Below are 19,236 nucleotides of genomic sequence, written 5' to 3'. Positions count from 1 at the left end.
TCAAATTTCCATCTTTTTGTGGTAAAATAAGATGATATTAAAGAAGGAAACTACTATGAAACCAGAAACTTTTTACTCATTACTTGACAAACAGAATATTAATCTTACTGATCAGCAAAAATTTCAATTTGAGCGCTATTTCGAACTCTTAGTCGAGTGGAACCAAAAAATCAACCTGACTGCCATTACTGAAAAGGAAGAGGTTTACCTTAAACACTTTTATGATTCCATCGCTCCTATCCTACAAGGGTTGATAGAAAACCAAGAAATTAAGTTAATGGATATTGGCGCTGGTGCAGGATTCCCAAGTCTCCCTATGAAGATTCTCTACCCTCAGCTAGATGTGACCATCATTGATTCTCTGAACAAGCGCATTAACTTCCTTCAGCTTCTGGCTGAGGAGCTTGATTTAGAAGGGGTTCATTTCTACCATGGACGCGCCGAAGACTTTGCCCAAGACAAGAACTTCCGTGCCCAATTCGACATTGTGACAGCTCGTGCAGTTGCTCGCATGCAAGTTCTCTCAGAGTTAACCATTCCCTACCTTAAAGTTGGTGGAAAACTTTTAGCTCTTAAGGCCAGTAATGCTCCTGAGGAATTGACAGAAGCCAAAAATGCTCTCAACCTTCTCTTTAGTAAGGTTGAAGATAATATCAGCTACACACTTCCTAATGGAGACCCTCGCTACATCACCATTGTAGAAAAGAAAAAAGAAACTCCAAACAAATATCCACGTAAGGCCGGTATGCCCAATAAACGACCACTTTAGGATATTTTAAATAAATATTCACAAGATTATACCTCGCTTTTTTGTTTCTTGGCTCGGGAAAAAATGATTTACAAAATCATTTTTTTCTGCTATACTATCACAAGCAAAGGTTTTTAATGTCATCCCGTGAGGTGACGAAGACGCAGATATATATGAAATTCTTTAAATATTGGGATAACCATGTTTTAAAGATGTCTTACTCTGAGAGCCTATTGCTGTAAAATAATGGGCTCTTTTTTGATGCCCAAAAAGTGAGGTATTTATGAAACAAGAATCAACTGTTGATTTGTTACTCGACGTTGACCAACGTCCTTCTTTTGGTAAGGGAATTCTACTCAGCTTCCAGCACGTGTTTGCCATGTTTGGTGCTACCATCTTGGTGCCACTGATTTTGGGAATGCCTGTATCTGTTGCCCTGTTTGCATCAGGTGTCGGAACACTGATTTACATGGTATGTACTGGCTTTAAAGTTCCGGTCTATCTCGGTTCTTCTTTTGCCTTCATCACTGCAATGTCTCTTGCTATGAAGGAAATGGGTGGCGATGTTTCTGCCGCTCAAACAGGGGTTATCTTAACTGGTTTAATCTACGTTCTTGTTTCAACTAGCATCCGCTTTGCTGGTACAAAATGGATTGATAAACTTTTACCACCAATCGTTATCGGACCTATGATTATCGTAATTGGTCTTGGTCTTGCAGGTTCAGCTGTAACAAATGCTGGTCTTGTTGCTGATGGCAACTGGAAAAATGCTCTTGTAGCTGTGGTTACCTTCCTCATCGCTGCCTTTATCAATACAAAAGGAAAAGGATTCCTTCGTATCATTCCTTTCTTGTTTGCCATTATCGGTGGATATATCTTTGCAGTCTTTCTTGGTCTAGTAGACTTCACACCTGTTCTTCAAGCTAACTGGTTCGAAATTCCAGGCTTCTACCTACCATTTAGCACAGGTGGTGCCTTCAAAGAATACAACCTTTACTTCGGTCCAGAGACGATTGCAATCTTACCAATCGCGATCGTAACAATCTCAGAACACATTGGAGACCACACGGTCTTGAGCCAAATCTGTGGCCGTCAATTTTTGAAAGAACCAGGTCTTCACCGTACCCTTCTTGGTGACGGTATCGCAACATCTGTATCTGCCTTCCTTGGTGGTCCTGCTAATACTACCTACGGTGAAAATACAGGGGTGATCGGTATGACTCGTATCGCTTCTGTCTCAGTTATCCGTAATGCAGCCTTTATCGCAATTGCCCTTAGCTTCCTTGGTAAATTCACTGCTTTGATTTCTACAATCCCTAGCGCCGTACTTGGTGGTATGTCAATCCTTCTTTATGGGGTTATCGCCAGCAACGGTTTGAAAGTTTTGATCAAGGAACGTGTAGACTTTGGTCAAATGCGTAATCTTATCATAGCAAGTGCAATGCTCGTGCTTGGACTTGGTGGAGCAATCCTTAAACTTGGTCCAGTTACCCTTTCAGGTACTGCCCTATCAGCAATGACAGGTATCCTTTTGAACTTGATCTTGCCATACGAAAATAAAGACTAAAAGCATTCATAAAAAAATCCACTCGAATGAGTGGATTTTTTGCTTATGTTCTCCAAGTAATCAAGAGGTACAAGAGACTTGAACCAAACATATCTGCAAGAGCGTGCATGAGAAAGAATGGCAGTAAATTCTTGACTACATACTTGTACAAGAAATAATAGAATAGTCCGTAAACAAGACCAATAACCAAGGCCCAGAGTAATCCTTGGTAGGTATGGAAAGAAATCCGTATGATTACTGAGTATAATAGAACCAGCCACTGATGTTTTTCTTTTACTGAAGTCAGCAATCCCAAGAAGAAAAATTCTTCGTAAAAACCATTTAAAAGCGCATAGCCAATAGCCATTGGCGTTAAGGCCATGAATTTTCTAATGATTTCCATTGGGTCTATAAAAGGAATCAACTGAGGATTAAAATAATTGTACTCACCACTAAGGGTTGTTACAATATCACCAAAAATACCAACAATAGCAAAGATAAGGGGAACCCAGATGAAAACAGACCAGGAAAAGCGTATAGGAAGTTGTTTAAAATCATAATTTCGAATCAAGAGATAAAGGAAAGTAATCCCTAACATCATCAATTGAAAAGTAAAATTACTAGAATAAGCTGCCCCATCACTTGCTACATTTGTTGTAGTTTCCGCAACACTAGCAAGAGTTGAAGGTGATAGACTATCCATAAATTGTTGAGTAGAACGGATGATAAACTCTCCAAACATTAAAACAGTGATGATTAAGATGTCGAACCATTTTAAGTATCTTAAAGGTTTAGCTGGATGAATACTTTGTATAAAATTCATATTTCCTCCGTTTAGCTTATTTTTGTAACTTCATTATAAACTTTCAATCTTAAAATTAATTAAATTGATACTAGAGCATAAAAAACAACCTCTTTATAAGGTTGTTCTGTTCTTAAATGGACTTGTGTTTCTTTTCTAGCATTAAATCCTTTAAAGAAATAATAGTCACAGCCAATAAAATCATTGCCATACCAAGAAAATCTATAGGATAAAAGATATCTCCCATAATCATGAAAGCAAAGAATACAGCAGATATTGGTTCAATAGAGGCCAAGAGACTAGATTTGACTGGCCCAACCAGACTTGCCCCCTTAAGAAAGGCCGTGTAGGCAAAAACAGTCCCGATGAGAATAATTCCAGCAAATGCTAAGAAAATATCAAATGACATAGGTAGACTAGCACCGATAATACCAGTAAATGGCACTGCTACAAACCCAGAAATGGTCATACCGACACCAATAACCAGAATGCTCCCCCATTTTTGAATGAGTTTAATGGGTAAAATGATATAAAGAGCATAGGTTAAAGCAGAGAACAAGCCCCAAAAGAGACCTGCTGGTGTCATAGAGAGCTGATCCAACTGACCATGAGTCGCAATTAAAAAGGTTCCACCTATTGCTAAAATCATAGAAAGGATTTCGGCTATAGTAGGTGCTACCTTATCCTTTATACTTGTGTAAGCAAGAATTCCAACTGGACAGACATACTGAAGCACCGTCGCTGTACCTGCATTTGTCTCCTGAATAGCCGATAAATAAGCCAATTGATTCAGAAAGAGGCCAAATAAAGAAAATAGGAAGAGAGAAAACAGACTTGATTTATCTTTTAAAAAAGCTAGAAATTGTTCCTTAGACTTTATATAGGACAAGAGAACTAAGAGCAAACCTGCAACAATCAAACGGATATTGGTTAGGACTAGAGCTGAAATCCCATGAGCCATCAGGTACTGACCACTGGTTCCAGACAAGCCCCATGCAATACCCGCAATGACTGTAAAAAGAGTTCCTTTAAAAGCTTTTGACATGCTTCCTCCCTAGTCTGCTTCACGAATTAGATCCATGACCTGATTACGGTCTAGTATCCACTGGCTACGCTCATCCTTTTCGTAGGTTCTATTAGACAAGAAAATAGCAGCTTCCTGCTTCTTACGATTCCACATGATAAAGGTACCAGTATAGCCTGTATGGTCTAGCCACTCACCTTCTAGGTTCCAAGCTAGCGAACGCTCTTTATCATCTAAATCTGAGAAATTCTGGCTCAAATCTGCAGCAAAATCATCCTGTAAATAATGCTCTAGGAAGATTTCTAAATCTTTTACGGTTGAAAACAAGCCTGCACTCCCAGCATGTCTGCCTAGTAAACGTGCCTTTGGATCGTGCACTACTCCTGCTTTCTGTCCCCGAACAGTAGGAACAGCACTGCTAACTGGTCCAAACTGAGTTTCCTTCATCTTCCATGGATCGAAAATTTGCTCTTGTAAAATCTGGTCTAAGTCTTTCTCAAAGTAATTCTCTAGGAGAAAACCTAGCAAGAGAAAGTGCACATCCGAGTATAGAAAAGCTCTCTTCTCTCGTCGATTCAAATGAAACATGGCTTCTTTCAATTCTTCTGTATTCAACTGGTCTCTATTGATAATAAACGGGTCCAAGTCCGTAGAATGTGTGAGGAGTTGACGAATGGTGATATCTGGATAATCAGAGTCAGGTAAAAATTCTGTCACTGACTTTTCTAAATCTAATTCCCCTTGATGCCACAAAAAAGTTAAGACAGTTCCAACTCCGACGACTTTGCTCACACTTGCCAAATCATAGACTAAACCTTGACAAGTCTGCTCTCCAATTTCTGGATTTGCTTCTCCGAGGTAGCAATCAGACCATTCACCATCCCGATAATATGCAAAAGAGGCACCAGGATAAATCCCTGCCTCAATTTGTTGCTCTATTTTTTGAATGATTTTTTGTTTCATACTTCTTCAAACCACAATTCGATATTGTTGGCATCCTTGGTTAGGAAAAACTTCTCAGACTTAGGAATAAAGTAACCTGCAGTTTCAAAACGTTGACGGAGACTAGGCAATTCAAGTTCTTTTACTTGGAATTTCAACATAGACAAATCCCAAGTTACATTATTTTCAACAAGCAAATCACTACCTTGGGCTTGCTTGAAAGTTATGCTAGTTTCGTTTTCCTCTTTTCCAAGCAGGCTCGTCGTTTCAGCAGGCAAGTTAATTTCTACTGAAATATCAAATGCTGTTAAATATTGCAGTTCCTCATCTTTTGTGAAAGTAACAGTTTCATCAAACTTTCTCAAATCTTTGATGTCATCTTCTGAATGGATTAGGACAAGATCCCCTTCTGGTGAAAGGATTTCAAAAGCATATCCCTTGTTTCCTTTATAGAGTTGAGGAAGTTTTTCCATTCTACCTAGTAGTGCTTCAACCTCGGATGGATTCGCTACTTTTACAATCAATCTAGCTAATTTTTTGATCCCTTCAACCTTACGGCTTCTCATACTTGGTGATTCTTCTAAAACCAATTTTTCAATGCCTGACTGGTCTCCTAGCGATAAGAAAGCTGACTCTTCAAGCAAGGGTTTCATACCCAAGGTTTGGATATAAAACAATTCATTTAATCTTCTATTATTTATCTTTAGCGTCGGGATCATACGCACAATTTGATTTACATTCATAAATTCCTCCAACACTTTTTATTTTAAAGGATTTTATTTCATTTTACAAGTTATTCAACTAAAAACTTTAACTATATTAACCTTTTTAGCACATGAAACTCCCTTCTAAATTAGAAGGGAGCCTATTGTATTTAGTAAACTAGTTATATCAATTCTTCCAAGAAAGTTCTGCTTGAAGACCATAGTGATCACTGACCTGCGGACTTGCTTGGCCATCAAAAACTACCTGTAACTTTTCTACCTGAAGATCTTTTGTCGTAAAGACGTAATCAATTCGAAGAGGTTCTGAATTCCCTTTCCAACCATCGATTTCTGGAGGAACAGTGTAGCTTCCACTTCTCTCTTTTGCAACTTCATAGGCATCCTGTAAGCCTAGCGGACTAGTTAGGATAGCTTGATATCCTTCCTGACCTGCAGGGTTGTTAAAATCTCCTGCTAGTAATAGAGGTTTATTCAACTCTTTTAAAACTGCTTCAAATCTTGCCCATTCCTCTTGGAATCCTTTATCCCACCAAGAGAGATGCACACTCGCAACTGCAAGCTCTTTACCTTCTACTACTGTTTCTACTAGTGCAACTCGACGAGTGTGATAATCAGTTGGATCATCTACATCTGAAACCAAAATCTCACGCGCCTCAATCGGTGTTTTAGATAGAATTGAAACTCCCTCATGATAACGGTCATATCCGATATGATTATAAGCCCATGTCCAATAATAGTCCAGTCCTTTTTCAGACAACTTCTCTACTAAAAGACGAACATAGTGGTCTTGGTGAATGGGTTCTGCTGAAGGTAACGGATTGTAAAGTGGTCCAGACTCTACTTGAGGTGATGTAATTTCTTGGTTGATTTCTTGAAAACAAATCAAATCATAACTGTTTTCAAGTATATCTTGAAACAAGAGCTGAAATTTTTCTTCAGGATTTTTTTCCATCCAACTATGAGTATTGAGTGTTAAAAACTTCATGTTTTTCTCCTATAAACAAGAGGTTGGAAAACAGCTTCCAACCCCTTAGTGTATTACAATTCTACTTTTGCAACTGCTGTTTTGGCTGCAAGAGAACCGGTTTGTTCTAATTTAACTGACTTGATGGCATCTCCATTTGTAAAGACTACTACAGTTGTAGTTTCACGCTCAGCAGCCTGAATAGCTCCGAGGTCAGCTTTGACCAAGAGATCACCAGCAGCTACTGTTTGACCTTCTGAAACAACCACTTCAAATGGTTTTCCTTCAAGACTTACAGTATCAAGACCAATATGAACAAGAACTTCAAGACCTGCTTCAGTTACAAGACCAAGAGCATGTTTAGTTGGGAAGACGCTTGATACAGTACCAGAAACTGGAGATACAATGTTTCCATTTGCTGGTTCTACTGCAAATCCATCACCCATCATTTTTTGTGAAAAGACTGGATCCTTAACTTGTTCCAATTCAATGACTTGACCGTCAGCAACTGAATAAACTTCTTCAGTTACACCTTTGTAGACAACAGTATCTTTTTGAGCTGCTGCCATTTGACTTGGAAGAGTTTCAGGAATCACTTCTCCAGAATCAAGAATATCTTGGATATCTGATTTCAATACGTCAGCTTTAGGTCCGTAGATAGCTTGGACACCTTGTCCTTTCATGACAAGTCCCATAGCTCCTTCAGCTTTCCATTGTTCTTCTGTTCCAACTTTTTCTGCATCTTTTACAGTAACGCGAAGACGAGTCATACATGCGTCGACATCAACGATGTTAGCACGTCCACCAAGAAGGTTGATGATGTTAACTGCTTGAGAAGCTTCTGCAACTTTAGTTTCGCCGGCAACTGAAGATTCAGAAGATCCATCTGCATTTTCGTAGTTACCGTTACGTCCTGGAGTTGCATAGTTGAATTTCTTAATCATGAAATTAGCGATAAAGTACATGATAACTGCAAAGAGGACAGTTACCCAGATAAAGTTAACAATATCCATACCAATACCAGCGTTGATAGCTAGCGGAGTACGAGTCAAGAATTCGATTGAACCGAATGAGTGCACACGAAGGTTCACAATATCAGCCATTGCAAAGGCAGCACCTTGAACAAGAGCATAAACAAGGTAAAGAGGTGTTGCGATGAACATGAACATGTACTCAATTGGTTCAGTTACCCCTGTCAAGAATGTTGCAAGAGCAGTTGCGATCATCATACCTTTGTATTGGTGTTTCTTATCTGGATCAACGTTACGGTAGATAGCCACAATTACACCCATCAAGATACCAAACGAACCAATCATTTGTCCAACTTTGAAACGAGCTGGATGTACTGTATCTAACAAGTGTTGGTATTGAGCTGCGTCAGTACCTTTAAGGTTTACAAGGTCAGTTACCCATGCAAGCCAAAGTGGATCTTGACCAAATACTTGAGTACCTTTTGCCGCACCAGTCATGACATCATAAGTACCACCAAGAGCTGTATAGTTCATTGGGATAGTCAACATGTGGTGAAGTCCAAATGGCAAGAGTAAGCGTTCCAAAGTACCATACAAGAATGGTGCTAGAACTGGAGCTGTTTCTTGAGAGTTAGCGATCCAGATACCAAAGCTATTAATACCTGTTTGAACAAGTGGCCAGAAAATTGAAAGCAAGATTGCCGCAATTACTGAACGAAGAATAACTACAAACGGTACAAAACGTTTTCCGTTAAAGAATGAAAGTGCATCAGGAAGCTTACGGAAATTGTAGTATTTGTTAAAGGCAGTCGCCCCAATAAAACCAGAAATAATCCCTACGAAGACACCCATGTTAAGCGCTGGAGCTTCAAACACACTGATGAAGTAATCAGAAACTTTGATAGAGTTACCAAAGATTGTTGAAACCATTGCATTAGGATCTTTCAACATATCACCACTAACACTAAAGATAGCACCAGTGATACGGTTGATCAAGATAAAGGCAAGTCCTGCTGCAAAAGCACCACCTGCACGTTCTTTAGCCCAGCTTCCTCCGATAGCTAGAGCAAATAAAATGTGAAGGTTAACGATAACTCCCCAACCGATTTGCTCAAGGATTCCACCTGTAACAACAAGTGGCACAAAGTTAGGATTAATCATTGCAAGCGTCTTACCGATTGAAATCATCAAACCAGCAGCCGGCATAACAGCGATAACCACCATTAGAGCCTTACCGAATTTTTGCCAAAACTCGAAAGACAAAACATTTTTGAATGTATCTTTCATCATTCAAATCTCCTTATTTTTATTTTAATGCAAACGATTTACGAAAACGTTTGCACCAATCACACCTCTATTATACCACTTTAATTTTTTTTGTAAAGGATTTATATAAGATTTTTTATTTTAATAATTTTTTACTTCTCTTCAATTGTTTACTAACTTTGAGTTTACTGGGGTTTTCTGATATAATAATAGCTATGAAATCCTATAATACCTTGAATGATTATTATCGAAATTTATTCGGAGAAAAAACTTTCAAAGTTCCTATCGATGCCGGATTTGATTGTCCCAATCGTGATGGTACAGTAGCTCATGGAGGTTGTACTTTCTGTACGGTTTCTGGATCTGGAGATGCTATCGTTGCACCTGACGCTCCTATTCGTGAGCAATTTTATAAAGAAATTGACTTTATGCACCGTAAATGGCCAGATGTAAAAAAATATCTAGTCTATTTCCAAAACTTTACTAATACTCATGAAAAGCTCGAAGTCATTCGCGAACGCTATGAGCAAGCTATTAATGAACCTGGTGTGGTTGGAATCAATATTGGTACACGACCAGATTGCCTGCCTGATGAGACTATCGAATACTTGGCAGAACTATCAGAGCGAATGCATGTTACTGTAGAGTTAGGTTTACAAACAACCTATGAGGAAACTTCTGAATTGATTAACCGTGCCCACTCCTATGAACTCTACGTGGAAACGGTTAAGCGCTTGAGAAAATATCCAAAGATTGAGATTGTAGCCCATTTAATTAATGGTTTGCCAGGTGAAACTCATGACATGATGGTGGAAAATGTTCGTCGCTGTGTGACTGATAATGATATTCAAGGGATTAAACTTCACCTACTTCACCTTATGACAAATACTCGGATGCAACGTGATTATCACGAGGGTAGACTGCAGCTTATGAGTCAAGATGACTATGTGAAAGTTATCTGTGACCAACTAGAAATTATTCCCAAACATATAGTCATCCATAGGATTACGGGTGATGCGCCTAGAGATATGCTAATAGGTCCTATGTGGAGTCTCAATAAATGGGAAGTTCTAAATAGCATAGAAGCTGAAATGAGACGTCGAGGTAGTGTCCAAGGATGCAAGGCTGTAAAACAGGAGTTTATGAATGAAAAAACCACTTGAAATGGCGCATGATTTTCTTGCCCAAGTCATCACAAAAGATGATGTTGTTGTAGATGCAACAATGGGAAATGGACATGATACACTTTTCCTTGCCAAATTAGCTAAACAGGTCTACGCTTTTGATATACAAGAACAAGCTCTTGAAAAAACTAGTCAACGTCTACAAGAATCCGGTTTGACCAATGTCGAGTTACTCCTACAAGGTCATGAAACCGTAGATCAGTTTGTAACAGAGGTGAAAGCAGCCATCTTTAATCTAGGTTATCTTCCTACTGCCGATAAGTCTATCATTACTAAACCTCACACAACCATTGAGGCACTTGAAAAACTCTGTCAGATGCTCGTTAAAGGGGGACGAATTGCCATCATGATTTATTACGGGCATGAAGGCGGAGATATAGAACGGGATGCAGTTATGGATTATGTTAGTCAGTTACCTCAACAAGAATATACTACTACTATCTATCGCACCCTCAATCAAATCAACAATCCACCATTTTTAGTTATGATTGAAAAATTAGAAAGGTATCGACATGGATAAACAATACCTAAAAGATAAAATCGAAGCTCTTCGTCACAACTTTGTCGAGTCAACCCAACATGAACGTGCAGTTGGTATTTTGGATGAAGCACATATGAGTAAAAAAATGCTGAAAATCAAAAAGAAAATGATTTCACTTGAAATGGAGCGTTGTCAGAAAAAAATAGAACATAAGGACTGCTCAAAGATTGATCAAAAAATCCAAGAACAAAAGGAACTTTTTGAAGCTTGTCGAAAACAAAAATAAGGAGGTAGAAGATGGATTTACTTTTTTATCTCTTGATATTTTTACTTGTTCTCATTGTTTCTAGTACGACCAATAAGCTTCTGCCCTTTTTACCCATGCCTCTGATTCAAATTTTGTTAGGGATTGGAATTGGACTTTGTTTACCCAACAACCAATATCATTTAGATACTGAGTTATTCCTAGCTTTAGTCATTGGCCCACTACTCTTTCGCGAGGCTCAAGAAGCAGACATTACTTCTATCCTAAAACACTGGCGGATTGTCCTCTACTTGATTTTTCCAGTTATCTTTATCTCAGCTCTGAGCATGGGGGGACTCGCTCATGTCCTTTGGGCTAGCCTTCCATTAGCCGCCTGCGTAGCAGTTGGTGCCGCCTTAGGTCCTACTGACCTAGTCGCCTTCGCATCCCTTTCTCAACGCTTTTCCTTCCCAAAACGGGTCTCTAATATCCTAAAAGGAGAAGGTCTTCTGAATGATGCTTCTGGACTAGTAGCCTTTCGAATGGCTCTCATCGCTTGGACAACAGGAACATTCTCCCTGACCCAAGCCGGAACTTCATTAGCCATTTCCATCGTTGGAGGATTTGCAGTCGGCTTTATAACAGCCCTAATCAATCGCTTTCTTCATACCTTTCTACTCAGTGTCCGTGCAACAGATATCGCAAGTGAGCTCTTATTGGAACTTAGTTTACCTCTCTTGACTTTTTTCATAGCCGAAGAAATTCATGTTTCAGGCATCATCGCCGTTGTTGTCGCGGGGATTCTGAAAGCCAGTCGTTTCAAGAAAATAAATCTCCTTGAAGCGCAAGTTGATACAGTTACTGAGACTGTTTGGCAGACTGTAACCTTTATGCTCAATGGTTCAGTCTTTGTCATTCTTGGAATGGAACTGGAAATGATCGCGGAACCAATTCTTAAGAGTGCATTTTACAACAAAGTTCTTCTCTTACTCAGCGTTTTCCTCTTGACCTTCCTGCTTTTTGCTATCCGCTTTGTCATGATCTATGGATTTTACGCATTTCGGATTAAGAAGCTTCATAAAAGTTTAGACAAATATGTCAAAGACATGCTCCTCCTTACCTTTTCTGGTGTGAAGGGAACTGTATCCATTGCCACTATCCTTTTGATACCGTCTAATCTGGAACAAGAACACCCTCTTCTTCTCTTCCTCGTAGCTGGTGTAACCCTAGTAAGTTTCCTGACGGGATTACTAGTACTCCCACACCTTTCTGAAGAAAAAGAACCATCTAAGGATCAGCTCATGCACATCGCTATCTTAAACGATGTTGCCATGGAATTAGAGAAGGATTTAGAGAACACAAAAAACAAGGTTCCACTCTATGCAGCTATTGACAATTATCATGGACGTATTGAAAACCTTATTCTTAGTCAAGAAAACAAAGAAATTCAGGAGGACTGGGAAGCTCTTAAACTCTTGATTCTCAGTGTTGAAAGCGATGGTTTGGAACAAGCCTATGAAGAAGGAAAGATTGGAGATCGTGCTTATCGTGTCTACCAACGCTACTTGAAAAGCATGGAGAAAAATATTAAGCGAAACTTTGCTTCTCGACTAACCTACTACTTCCTTGTCTCCATACGCATTCTTCGTTTTCTACTTCATGAATTGCTCACATTTGGGAAAACATTCCGTTCATGGAAAGACAAGGAAAAACAGCGACTTCTTGCCATTGATTATGACCAGATTGCAGAACTCTACCTAGCTAATACAGAAATTATCATCGAGAGTTTGGAAAACCTCAAAGGGATTTATAAGAGTTCCTTGATTAGCTTCATGCAGGAATCTCGTCTTCGCGAAACCAGTCATATTACGAGTGGTGCCTTTGTGGAACGGGTTATCAATCGTATCAAACCCAATAACATTGATGAAATGCTTAGAGGATACTACCTTGAACGTAAGTGTATCTTTGAATACGAAGCTCAAAAACTCATCTCAGCTCAATATGCCAAAAAGCTACGCCAAAATGTCAATAATTTAGAAACTTATTCCTTAAAAGAATCTGCTAATACCTTACCTTATGATATGATGGAATTAGTTCGAAGAAATTAAAATCTATAGAAAACAAGAGAAAAACTGGAGGATTGTAACATGAAAAAGTTGTGGAAACAGCTGACTGATAGACCCTTATTAAAAGCTTTTTTGCACTACTATCAAGCCTCCGATAGTGAGTTAACTAGCGTTGCTGTTGCCTACTATTGGTTGATTTCAATCTTCCCTTTACTCATGATAGTGGTCAATATCTTACCCTACTTTCAAATTCCCATCTCAAACTTTCTATTAACAATCAAGGAATTTTTACCAGATACAATCTATGAAGTTGTTGCAAAAATTGTCCGAGAAGTTCTGACTCAACCATCAACAGGTTTACTAAGTTTTGCTATCTTATCAGCTCTTTGGACTTTCTCCAAATCCATGGATTTTCTTCAGAAGGCCTTTAATAAAGCCTATGGAGTTGCAAAAAATAGAGGAATTATCTCACACCAGCTGATGAGTCTCTTGGTTAGCTTTGGCCTTCAAATTCTCTTTGCCCTTGCCTTATTCCTCAGTATGTTCGGCCATATGTTATTGGACTTGCTTAAAAACTACTGGAAATCCGAGAGTGCTCTATTTTCTTATCTACAGGATTTTACAGGTCCTCTGATCTATGCCTTTCTTTTTGCTACCGTGATTATGCTCTATTATTTCCTACCAAATGTTAAAGTAAGTCGGATTCGATACGTCATACCTGGAAGTCTCTTTGTACTAGTTACCACTATTGCTTTATTAAACATCTTTGCAGCTTATTTCAACAATTATGTCAATTATCTCGTTGACGTCAGATTTTTCAGTTCTATCGTCGTTGTTGTGATGATGTTTTGGTTCATTATCATTGCCAAGATATTAATTATCGGTGCTGTCCTCAATGCTAGCGTTCAAAGTTTGAAGGATCCAGACTTTAAAGCAAAGCCATAAGTTTTACATAGTAAACCAATTAATCCCCCAGTCATTTGATACTGGGGGATTTTTGAATTTCCTACTTTATTGTCCACTAGTCAGGGCTTGCAATTCTGTTTTTAGGTACTGAGCTAAATGTTGGTGAGCAAAAATATTGGCATTTTTTTCTGCGGTAGGATTGTAGTTGGTGTTGGTATTTACATCATAGACATAAATGTCTCCACTCTCTGATTGAACCCATTCAATCGCCGCAACTTCAATCTGAGCATTTTTCAAGAAATTCTCATAAGCTTCTCTCCGGTCATCTGGTAGAGGTGCTGTAATCTGGAATTTTTCAGACGTTTCTAGTTGCTCTGGTCTCTTGCCGATTTGGCAACCATCTGCTGGACACAGTTGGAATCCATCTGAAGAATCGATCGAAACAGTATAGAGAAACTTCTGATTGATAAACTCTGAACGACGGATACGTCCATCACTTGGCTTGATGTAAGCTTGTAACAAGGTAATCCCGTCCACTGATGGTTCAAAGAGGGGACTATTGACATAAGCTTCAAGTTCCTCTTCATTTTGGAAGAGTTGAACGCCTAATCCCTTACCTGCTCGATTGTGCTTGGTAATCAAAGGATAGATATTCAATTTTCTTGCTGCTTCAATGATGTTTTCTTGACCCAAAACTGCAACTGTTGCAGGAGTCTCGATACCAGATTCGTTTAACTTCAAATATTGTTTGACTTTACTAATTTCAAGGTTGATAGCACCGGTACCATTCACAACTTTGCGTCCGTGTGCTTCTAACCAAGTAATCACTTGCTCTGTAAATTCTGGCGCATAACGATGTCCTCTTGTGTGAGAAGAGGCAGACATACGATTGTAAAAGATACCTTGCGGCGGTGGGCTTTGCAAATCTAAAATCCCACTAGACAAATCCCATAGTTCATAAGGGACTTCTAATTCTTCCAACCATTTCACTAAATGTTGAGTCCATTCTAAATTCTCATGAATCACATAAACTTTTGCTTCACTCATTACTTATAAACTCCTTAAGAAAAGCTGACTGATAATTGGCTTTTCTTTTCTTCTTCTAAAATATATCCTTCTGTTTTTTCGATAACGCTAACTGTTAAGATTTGACCCAAAACATTGATCATCGTACGGCCTGCATTGACAAAGAAATCAACTGCAAAAATCAAGGCCACTCCTTCAACTGGCAAGCCCAATTGAGGTGCTGCAGCTAATAGAACTACGATAGCTCCTGATGGCACAGTTGCTGCAGTTTTTCCAATCAGGGTCAACAACAAAACAGTAAACAAGAGACTTGATAAAGAAAATTGAATACCATAGGCGTGGGCGATAAAAATTGTCGCTACTGAGAAATAAACTGCTGCTCCTTCTAAGTTAAAAGTATATCCTAAAGGAACAACTAAATCAATTGTATGCTCGTCATGCCCCTGTTTTTTCAAATCTTTAAGAAGTGATGGCAAGACCACACTAGAACTTCCAGTAACAAAAGCCAGAGTCAAGAGACTCCAATTTTCACGAAAGGCTGATAAATACGGTACTTTAAAGAAGACGGCAATCAAAGGGAAAATAAGGAGAACCAAAACAGCATAAGCCAGATAAGTTCCAATTACAAACTGACCAAGCCCAATCAACTTGTCGACACCCGTAGTTGCAACATCTTTAGCGATAAATCCAAAAATACCAATCGGTGATAGTTTGATAATTACTGCAACAATCTTGTAAATGGCTTCAATCCAGATTTGGAAACCTTCGATAATCTTCTGAGATTTATCAGACTTAAGATTCCCAATTCCGTAACCAAGAAAGATTGCAAAAACGATAATTGGCAATAGAGCGCCATCTGAAAGAGATTTAACGATATTTGATGGAATGAAACCAAGCAAAAATTCGCTGAACTTGACATTGTTAGCAATCCCATCAAGGTTTCCACCAGTTTGACCGATATTCACTCCTTGACCAAATCCTAAATAGTAACTAGCAAATACAAACAAAAGAGTAATGGCAGTTGTCACGGCAAAAAAGTAAACCAAACTCTTGGTCAAGATTTTTCCGAAAGATTTTTTTCCAATAACTCCAGCTACTGCAACAACGATGGTTGGGAAGATTAGCGGAATGATAACCATATTGATCAATTTAATAAAGGCTTGACCTAAAAATTGATAAAAGCCTGCAAATTGTGGCCAGATAAGGGCAGCGATAACACCCAAGACCAAAGCCACCAATAATTGAATTCCTAGTGAGAGTTTTGACCATAACGTAACTAATTTCATAAGAAACTCCTTTGTTTTATTTGCTACCCATTCTACTACTATTCTTCTCCCCTGACTAATATATATTTTTTATTGTCACCATAAAAAAGATTTATAATGAAGGTTCAAACTACTCCAACTTTACAAAGTAAATCACATTGATGTTTGATATAGTATAAAAAATCAATTTCTAAACAAGTATTTTTAGAAAAACACTGTTAAATCAAGGAATATGCTTTTCTTTTATTCAAATTTTATGATACAATATTGTTATGATTTTAATGAAACTCGCTTCCGTCTTGCTTTTGGTACTAACCTTGGCTTTGGCTATTATCTTTAGTAGATTTTTTAAGTTAAAGAAAAAGGGAATTAACTTTGCAGATTTGGCTTTTCCTTTTCTGATTTTTGAATACTATTTAATCAGTGCAAAGGTTTTTACCCATAATCAACTTCCCATTTTGGGGGCAGCCCTATCTTTGCTAGCCATTATTCTAGCTTTTTACTTCCTGAGCAAAAAACGCAGCTTTTATTATCCAAAATTCCTTAAATTCTTTTGGAGAGCTGGATTTCTACTCACATTGCTCATCTACATCGTTATGATTGTTCAAATCTTCATGATGAAATAAAAATAAATCATGCCAGCACCTCAACAGTTGGCGACTAGTTCTTCCACATGAGGTGCTTTTCTAATGACATTTTAAAAAGAGATTATTAAAAAAATAGGAGATCAAACAAGTGAAAAAAACGCTCTTGGCAAGTGCCATCACGCTTACTTTTCTAGGATTCGCAACAAACTCAGCTTTTGCTGAAGAGAATAACCTGCAAACTACTACAGCAGAAACGACACAAGAGAATACAGTTACTGAAAAAGTCGAAAAGAACACCCCTTCAACCAAGGAAACTGCTCCTTCTACTGAAACAAGTTCAAGCCTCCCTACAACATCTACTACAACTACAAGTACAAGTTCAGACAAGAAAGAAGAGACAAAAGCTCCAGAAGTCAAAAAGAATGGTTGGGTATTTGAAGAAAATATCTGGCGCTTCTATGAAGCAAACAAACCTGCTCTAAATTGGAAAAAAATTCACGGCAAATGGTACTATTTCGATAAAAATGGAATCATGCTCAGCGATACAATCTATGATGGGTACATCCTGACTAGTAGCGGTGCTATGGTTGATAGCGGCTGGGGTAAAATCAAAGATAAATGGTATTATGCAAAGCCATCTGGTAAAATCTCTCAGCAAAAATGGGAAAAAGTTGGTGGTGTATGGTACTACTTTGACAAAGACGGAATCATGCTCAGTAACACCATTTTTGATGGTTATATCTTTACCAATAGTGGGGCTATGGCTGAGAGCGCTTGGGTCAAACAAGATGGTAAATGGTACTATGCCCAAACTTCTGGCAGATTAAGTAAAAATAAGTGGGATAAAATTGGTGGTACTTGGTACTACTTTAATGAAGATGCCACTATGGCAAGTAACCAATGGCAAGGTAGCTACTACCTAAAAGCTAGCGGTGCCATGGCTGAAAGAGAATGGATTTTCGATAATAACTACAATAGTTGGTTCTATTTAAAATCAGGTGGTGCATACGCTGCACGTGAATGGATTGGCTCATACTACCTTAAGTCAGGTGGTTACATGGCTAAGAATGAATGGATCTTTGATAACTACTATAATGCTTGGTATTACCTAGAAGAAAGTGGTATTTATGTCACAGGAACTCGTAAAATTGATGGAAAAGCACATCAGTTCCAAAGTAATGGAAAATGGATTGGCGAAATTCCTGTAAGTCGTGGATTTGAAAAGGGAAAATACACGAAGACTGTTTTCTTAGATCCAGGACACGGTGGTAGAGACCCTGGTGCTGTTTACTATAACACGAATGAAAAAGACCTCACTATGCAAGTTTACAAGAAACTTCGCAAGGAACTCGAGGGGCTTGGTTATACCGTTCTTTCTTCGAGAGATAGTGATGTCTATGTCGACTTTATCACTGAACGTTCAAAAATGGTGAATAGTACAAACTCAGATATTTTCATTAGTATCCACTTTAATGCTAGTGGCAACCCTGCTTCTAATCGTTCTGGAATTCAGACCTATTCTTACGAAGACGCTCCGGGCTATCGCGCTAAGATTAATCCTTACTGGCATAACCATCCTGATCGCATCAGTGAAAGTAATCGCCTTGCTGCTGATATCCACTCTTCACTCCTAGCTGAAACAGGTGCTAAGGATGCTGGCCTCCTCCAAAGTAGCTTTGCTGTTCTTCGAGAAACAGATAAACCAGCAGTTCTCCTAGAGCTTGGTTATATGGACAATTTCAACGAAAACCAACAAATTCGTAGTGATGCTTACCAAAATAGATTGGTGGCAGGTATTGTCAAAGGTATTCAAAAATATTACGCAGGCAAATAAAGAAAAAGCCTCGAGGAATCTCGAGGCTTTTTTGTATTATGCTTCTTTCTTATTAGCGTCAGGAAATAGAAATCCAATCCCCACACAAGCCAGAACACCAGCACCGATTACCAACCCACTTGAAAGTGGCAAAATATCAAGAATAGCATTTGCAATAATAAAAGCAATAATCAAGCACATGAGACTAGCTTTATAATCTTTTTTCACTAGATTCTCAAGAGTAAAGAATAGAAATAGACCTACTGGAAAGAGTGCCCAGATGTTAACATCCAAACTTGGCCATCCAACTAAACCAAAATACAAAACTGCTGCTGCAACGACTAAAAATCCGATACCTACTACTTTTTTCATGATATAACCTCATTTTCTATTTTGTTAGGAAGTTTAATCCCCCCTTGACAATTACTACTATAACAGAAATAAAAAAAGCAAACAATAGGTTTTGCCTATCTGGTAGTCATGATAGACTATGTGGTCAGAATTTTATAAAAGAAAAAGGAATTAAGTAACCAAACGCTACTTAATTCCTTGAAATTGTCTCATCACCTCTATTAACCTTTAAATTTTGATAGACTCTATTTTCTAATCAATATGACCAATATTGTCAAGACTAACCCTTTCAATCAATTCATTACTTACCTAAACTAAGTCCATT

18 protein-coding genes are annotated in these 19,236 nt (G+C 38.4%); 9 read left to right on the top strand and 9 right to left on the bottom strand.

The genetic code is table 11. The features are described from left to right. The first annotated feature begins 55 nt into the window (after positions 1-55). Both rsmG and ACESNQ_RS07165 read left to right on the top strand, forming a co-directional pair. A complete protein-coding gene (gene rsmG / locus ACESNQ_RS07170; RefSeq protein WP_373075910.1) occupies positions 56-769 on the top strand; it encodes a 16S rRNA (guanine(527)-N(7))-methyltransferase RsmG in 714 nt (237 codons plus the stop codon). 262 nt (positions 770-1,031) lie between these two features. Then, complete coding sequence (locus ACESNQ_RS07165) at positions 1,032-2,315, top strand: uracil-xanthine permease family protein (RefSeq protein ID WP_036753427.1); 1,284 nt, start codon at positions 1,032-1,034, stop codon at positions 2,313-2,315. A 43-nt stretch (positions 2,316-2,358) separates the two neighbouring features. On the opposite strand, the gene ACESNQ_RS07160 is transcribed toward ACESNQ_RS07165, so the two are convergent. From ACESNQ_RS07160 to ACESNQ_RS07135, 6 genes are all read right to left on the bottom strand, one after another. Next, positions 2,359-3,117, bottom strand: a complete 759-nt coding sequence (locus ACESNQ_RS07160) for a CPBP family intramembrane glutamic endopeptidase (protein ID WP_368910319.1) — start codon at positions 3,115-3,117, stop codon at positions 2,359-2,361. A 112-nt stretch (positions 3,118-3,229) separates the two neighbouring features. Next, the gene (locus tag ACESNQ_RS07155) at positions 3,230-4,141 is read right to left on the bottom strand and encodes a DMT family transporter (protein ID WP_373075909.1); all 912 of its coding nucleotides are present in this window, start codon (positions 4,139-4,141) and stop codon (positions 3,230-3,232) included. 9 nt (positions 4,142-4,150) lie between these two features. After that, positions 4,151-5,083 carry a serine hydrolase domain-containing protein gene (locus ACESNQ_RS07150; protein ID WP_373075908.1) on the bottom strand — a complete coding sequence of 311 codons (933 nt, stop codon included), beginning with the start codon at positions 5,081-5,083 and terminating at the stop codon, positions 4,151-4,153. Then, complete coding sequence (locus ACESNQ_RS07145) at positions 5,080-5,805, bottom strand: CppA N-terminal domain-containing protein (RefSeq protein ID WP_373075907.1); 726 nt, start codon at positions 5,803-5,805, stop codon at positions 5,080-5,082. The genes ACESNQ_RS07150 and ACESNQ_RS07145 overlap by 4 nt, the downstream gene beginning before the upstream one ends. Positions 5,806-5,953: 148 nt before the next feature. After that, entirely contained in the window at positions 5,954-6,772 is an 819-nt protein-coding gene (locus ACESNQ_RS07140; protein ID WP_373075906.1) for an endonuclease/exonuclease/phosphatase family protein, read from the bottom strand. Between the two features lie 53 nt (positions 6,773-6,825). Further along, positions 6,826-9,012, bottom strand: a complete 2,187-nt coding sequence (locus ACESNQ_RS07135; RefSeq protein ID WP_368910314.1) for a PTS transporter subunit IIBC — start codon at positions 9,010-9,012, stop codon at positions 6,826-6,828. A 191-nt stretch (positions 9,013-9,203) separates the two neighbouring features. Between ACESNQ_RS07135 and mnmL the strand changes: the two genes are divergently transcribed. Genes mnmL through ACESNQ_RS07110 form a run of 5 tightly spaced genes read left to right on the top strand, consistent with a single transcriptional unit; the run spans position 9,204 to position 13,908 of the window. Beyond that, positions 9,204-10,151, top strand: a complete 948-nt coding sequence (gene mnmL / locus ACESNQ_RS07130) for a tRNA modification radical SAM protein MnmL/YtqA (protein WP_004252482.1) — start codon at positions 9,204-9,206, stop codon at positions 10,149-10,151. Then, positions 10,135-10,692: a tRNA 5-(aminomethyl)-2-thiouridylate-methyltransferase MnmM gene (mnmM, locus tag ACESNQ_RS07125; protein ID WP_373075905.1), complete on the top strand. Its 558-nt coding sequence runs from the start codon at positions 10,135-10,137 to the stop codon at positions 10,690-10,692. The genes mnmL and mnmM overlap by 17 nt, the downstream gene beginning before the upstream one ends. Further along, positions 10,685-10,939: a hypothetical protein gene (locus tag ACESNQ_RS07120; RefSeq protein ID WP_373075904.1), complete on the top strand. Its 255-nt coding sequence runs from the start codon at positions 10,685-10,687 to the stop codon at positions 10,937-10,939. Before mnmM ends, ACESNQ_RS07120 begins: the two co-directional genes overlap by 8 nt. Positions 10,940-10,950: 11 nt before the next feature. Continuing rightward, positions 10,951-13,005, top strand: coding sequence for a cation:proton antiporter (locus ACESNQ_RS07115; RefSeq protein WP_373075903.1), 2,055 nt, complete (start codon positions 10,951-10,953; stop codon positions 13,003-13,005). Positions 13,006-13,044: 39 nt separating this feature from the next. Continuing rightward, a complete protein-coding gene (locus ACESNQ_RS07110; RefSeq protein WP_373075902.1) occupies positions 13,045-13,908 on the top strand; it encodes a YihY/virulence factor BrkB family protein in 864 nt (287 codons plus the stop codon). A 66-nt stretch (positions 13,909-13,974) separates the two neighbouring features. On the opposite strand, the gene ACESNQ_RS07105 is transcribed toward ACESNQ_RS07110, so the two are convergent. Together ACESNQ_RS07105 and ACESNQ_RS07100 are read right to left on the bottom strand one after the other, a co-directional pair. Next, positions 13,975-14,916 carry an ATP-grasp domain-containing protein gene (locus ACESNQ_RS07105; protein ID WP_373075901.1) on the bottom strand — a complete coding sequence of 314 codons (942 nt, stop codon included), beginning with the start codon at positions 14,914-14,916 and terminating at the stop codon, positions 13,975-13,977. Between the two features lie 14 nt (positions 14,917-14,930). Further along, the gene (locus tag ACESNQ_RS07100) at positions 14,931-16,181 is read right to left on the bottom strand and encodes a dicarboxylate/amino acid:cation symporter (protein WP_373075900.1); all 1,251 of its coding nucleotides are present in this window, start codon (positions 16,179-16,181) and stop codon (positions 14,931-14,933) included. 245 nt (positions 16,182-16,426) lie between these two features. On the opposite strand from ACESNQ_RS07100, the gene ACESNQ_RS07095 reads away from it, so the two are divergent. Continuing rightward, the gene (locus ACESNQ_RS07095) at positions 16,427-16,786 is read left to right on the top strand and encodes a DUF3397 domain-containing protein (protein ID WP_371499692.1); all 360 of its coding nucleotides are present in this window, start codon (positions 16,427-16,429) and stop codon (positions 16,784-16,786) included. 109 nt (positions 16,787-16,895) lie between these two features. Next, complete coding sequence (locus ACESNQ_RS07090; protein ID WP_373075899.1) at positions 16,896-18,581, top strand: N-acetylmuramoyl-L-alanine amidase; 1,686 nt, start codon at positions 16,896-16,898, stop codon at positions 18,579-18,581. 36 nt (positions 18,582-18,617) lie between these two features. On the opposite strand, the gene ACESNQ_RS07085 is transcribed toward ACESNQ_RS07090, so the two are convergent. After that, positions 18,618-18,932 (bottom strand): hypothetical protein, encoded by a 315-nt coding sequence (locus ACESNQ_RS07085; protein ID WP_223333230.1) that lies wholly within the window; start codon positions 18,930-18,932, stop codon positions 18,618-18,620. Positions 18,933-19,236: the final 304 nt, after the last annotated feature.

Origin of the sequence: Streptococcus infantis, from assembly GCF_964243025.1 — a bacterium.
Taxonomy (GTDB): domain Bacteria; phylum Bacillota; class Bacilli; order Lactobacillales; family Streptococcaceae; genus Streptococcus; species Streptococcus infantis_N.
The sequence above is the reverse complement of the archived record's forward strand: the minus strand, read 5'-3'. Positions and strand labels throughout refer to the sequence as shown.

Coding starts and splice junctions, on each gene's coding strand:
- ACESNQ_RS07150 (WP_373075908.1), bottom strand. CDS start 5,083: ATGAAACAAAAAATCATTCAAAAAATAGAGCAACAAATTGAGGCAGGG.
- ACESNQ_RS07115 (WP_373075903.1), top strand. CDS start 10,951: ATGGATTTACTTTTTTATCTCTTGATATTTTTACTTGTTCTCATTGTT.
- ACESNQ_RS07120 (WP_373075904.1), top strand. CDS start 10,685: ATGGATAAACAATACCTAAAAGATAAAATCGAAGCTCTTCGTCACAAC.
- ACESNQ_RS07085 (WP_223333230.1), bottom strand. CDS start 18,932: ATGAAAAAAGTAGTAGGTATCGGATTTTTAGTCGTTGCAGCAGCAGTT.
- ACESNQ_RS07165 (WP_036753427.1), top strand. CDS start 1,032: ATGAAACAAGAATCAACTGTTGATTTGTTACTCGACGTTGACCAACGT.
- rsmG (WP_373075910.1), top strand. CDS start 56: ATGAAACCAGAAACTTTTTACTCATTACTTGACAAACAGAATATTAAT.
- ACESNQ_RS07110 (WP_373075902.1), top strand. CDS start 13,045: ATGAAAAAGTTGTGGAAACAGCTGACTGATAGACCCTTATTAAAAGCT.
- ACESNQ_RS07135 (WP_368910314.1), bottom strand. CDS start 9,012: ATGATGAAAGATACATTCAAAAATGTTTTGTCTTTCGAGTTTTGGCAA.
- mnmL (WP_004252482.1), top strand. CDS start 9,204: ATGAAATCCTATAATACCTTGAATGATTATTATCGAAATTTATTCGGA.
- ACESNQ_RS07155 (WP_373075909.1), bottom strand. CDS start 4,141: ATGTCAAAAGCTTTTAAAGGAACTCTTTTTACAGTCATTGCGGGTATT.
- ACESNQ_RS07100 (WP_373075900.1), bottom strand. CDS start 16,181: ATGAAATTAGTTACGTTATGGTCAAAACTCTCACTAGGAATTCAATTA.
- ACESNQ_RS07145 (WP_373075907.1), bottom strand. CDS start 5,805: ATGAATGTAAATCAAATTGTGCGTATGATCCCGACGCTAAAGATAAAT.
- ACESNQ_RS07105 (WP_373075901.1), bottom strand. CDS start 14,916: ATGAGTGAAGCAAAAGTTTATGTGATTCATGAGAATTTAGAATGGACT.
- mnmM (WP_373075905.1), top strand. CDS start 10,135: ATGAAAAAACCACTTGAAATGGCGCATGATTTTCTTGCCCAAGTCATC.
- ACESNQ_RS07160 (WP_368910319.1), bottom strand. CDS start 3,117: ATGAATTTTATACAAAGTATTCATCCAGCTAAACCTTTAAGATACTTA.
- ACESNQ_RS07140 (WP_373075906.1), bottom strand. CDS start 6,772: ATGAAGTTTTTAACACTCAATACTCATAGTTGGATGGAAAAAAATCCT.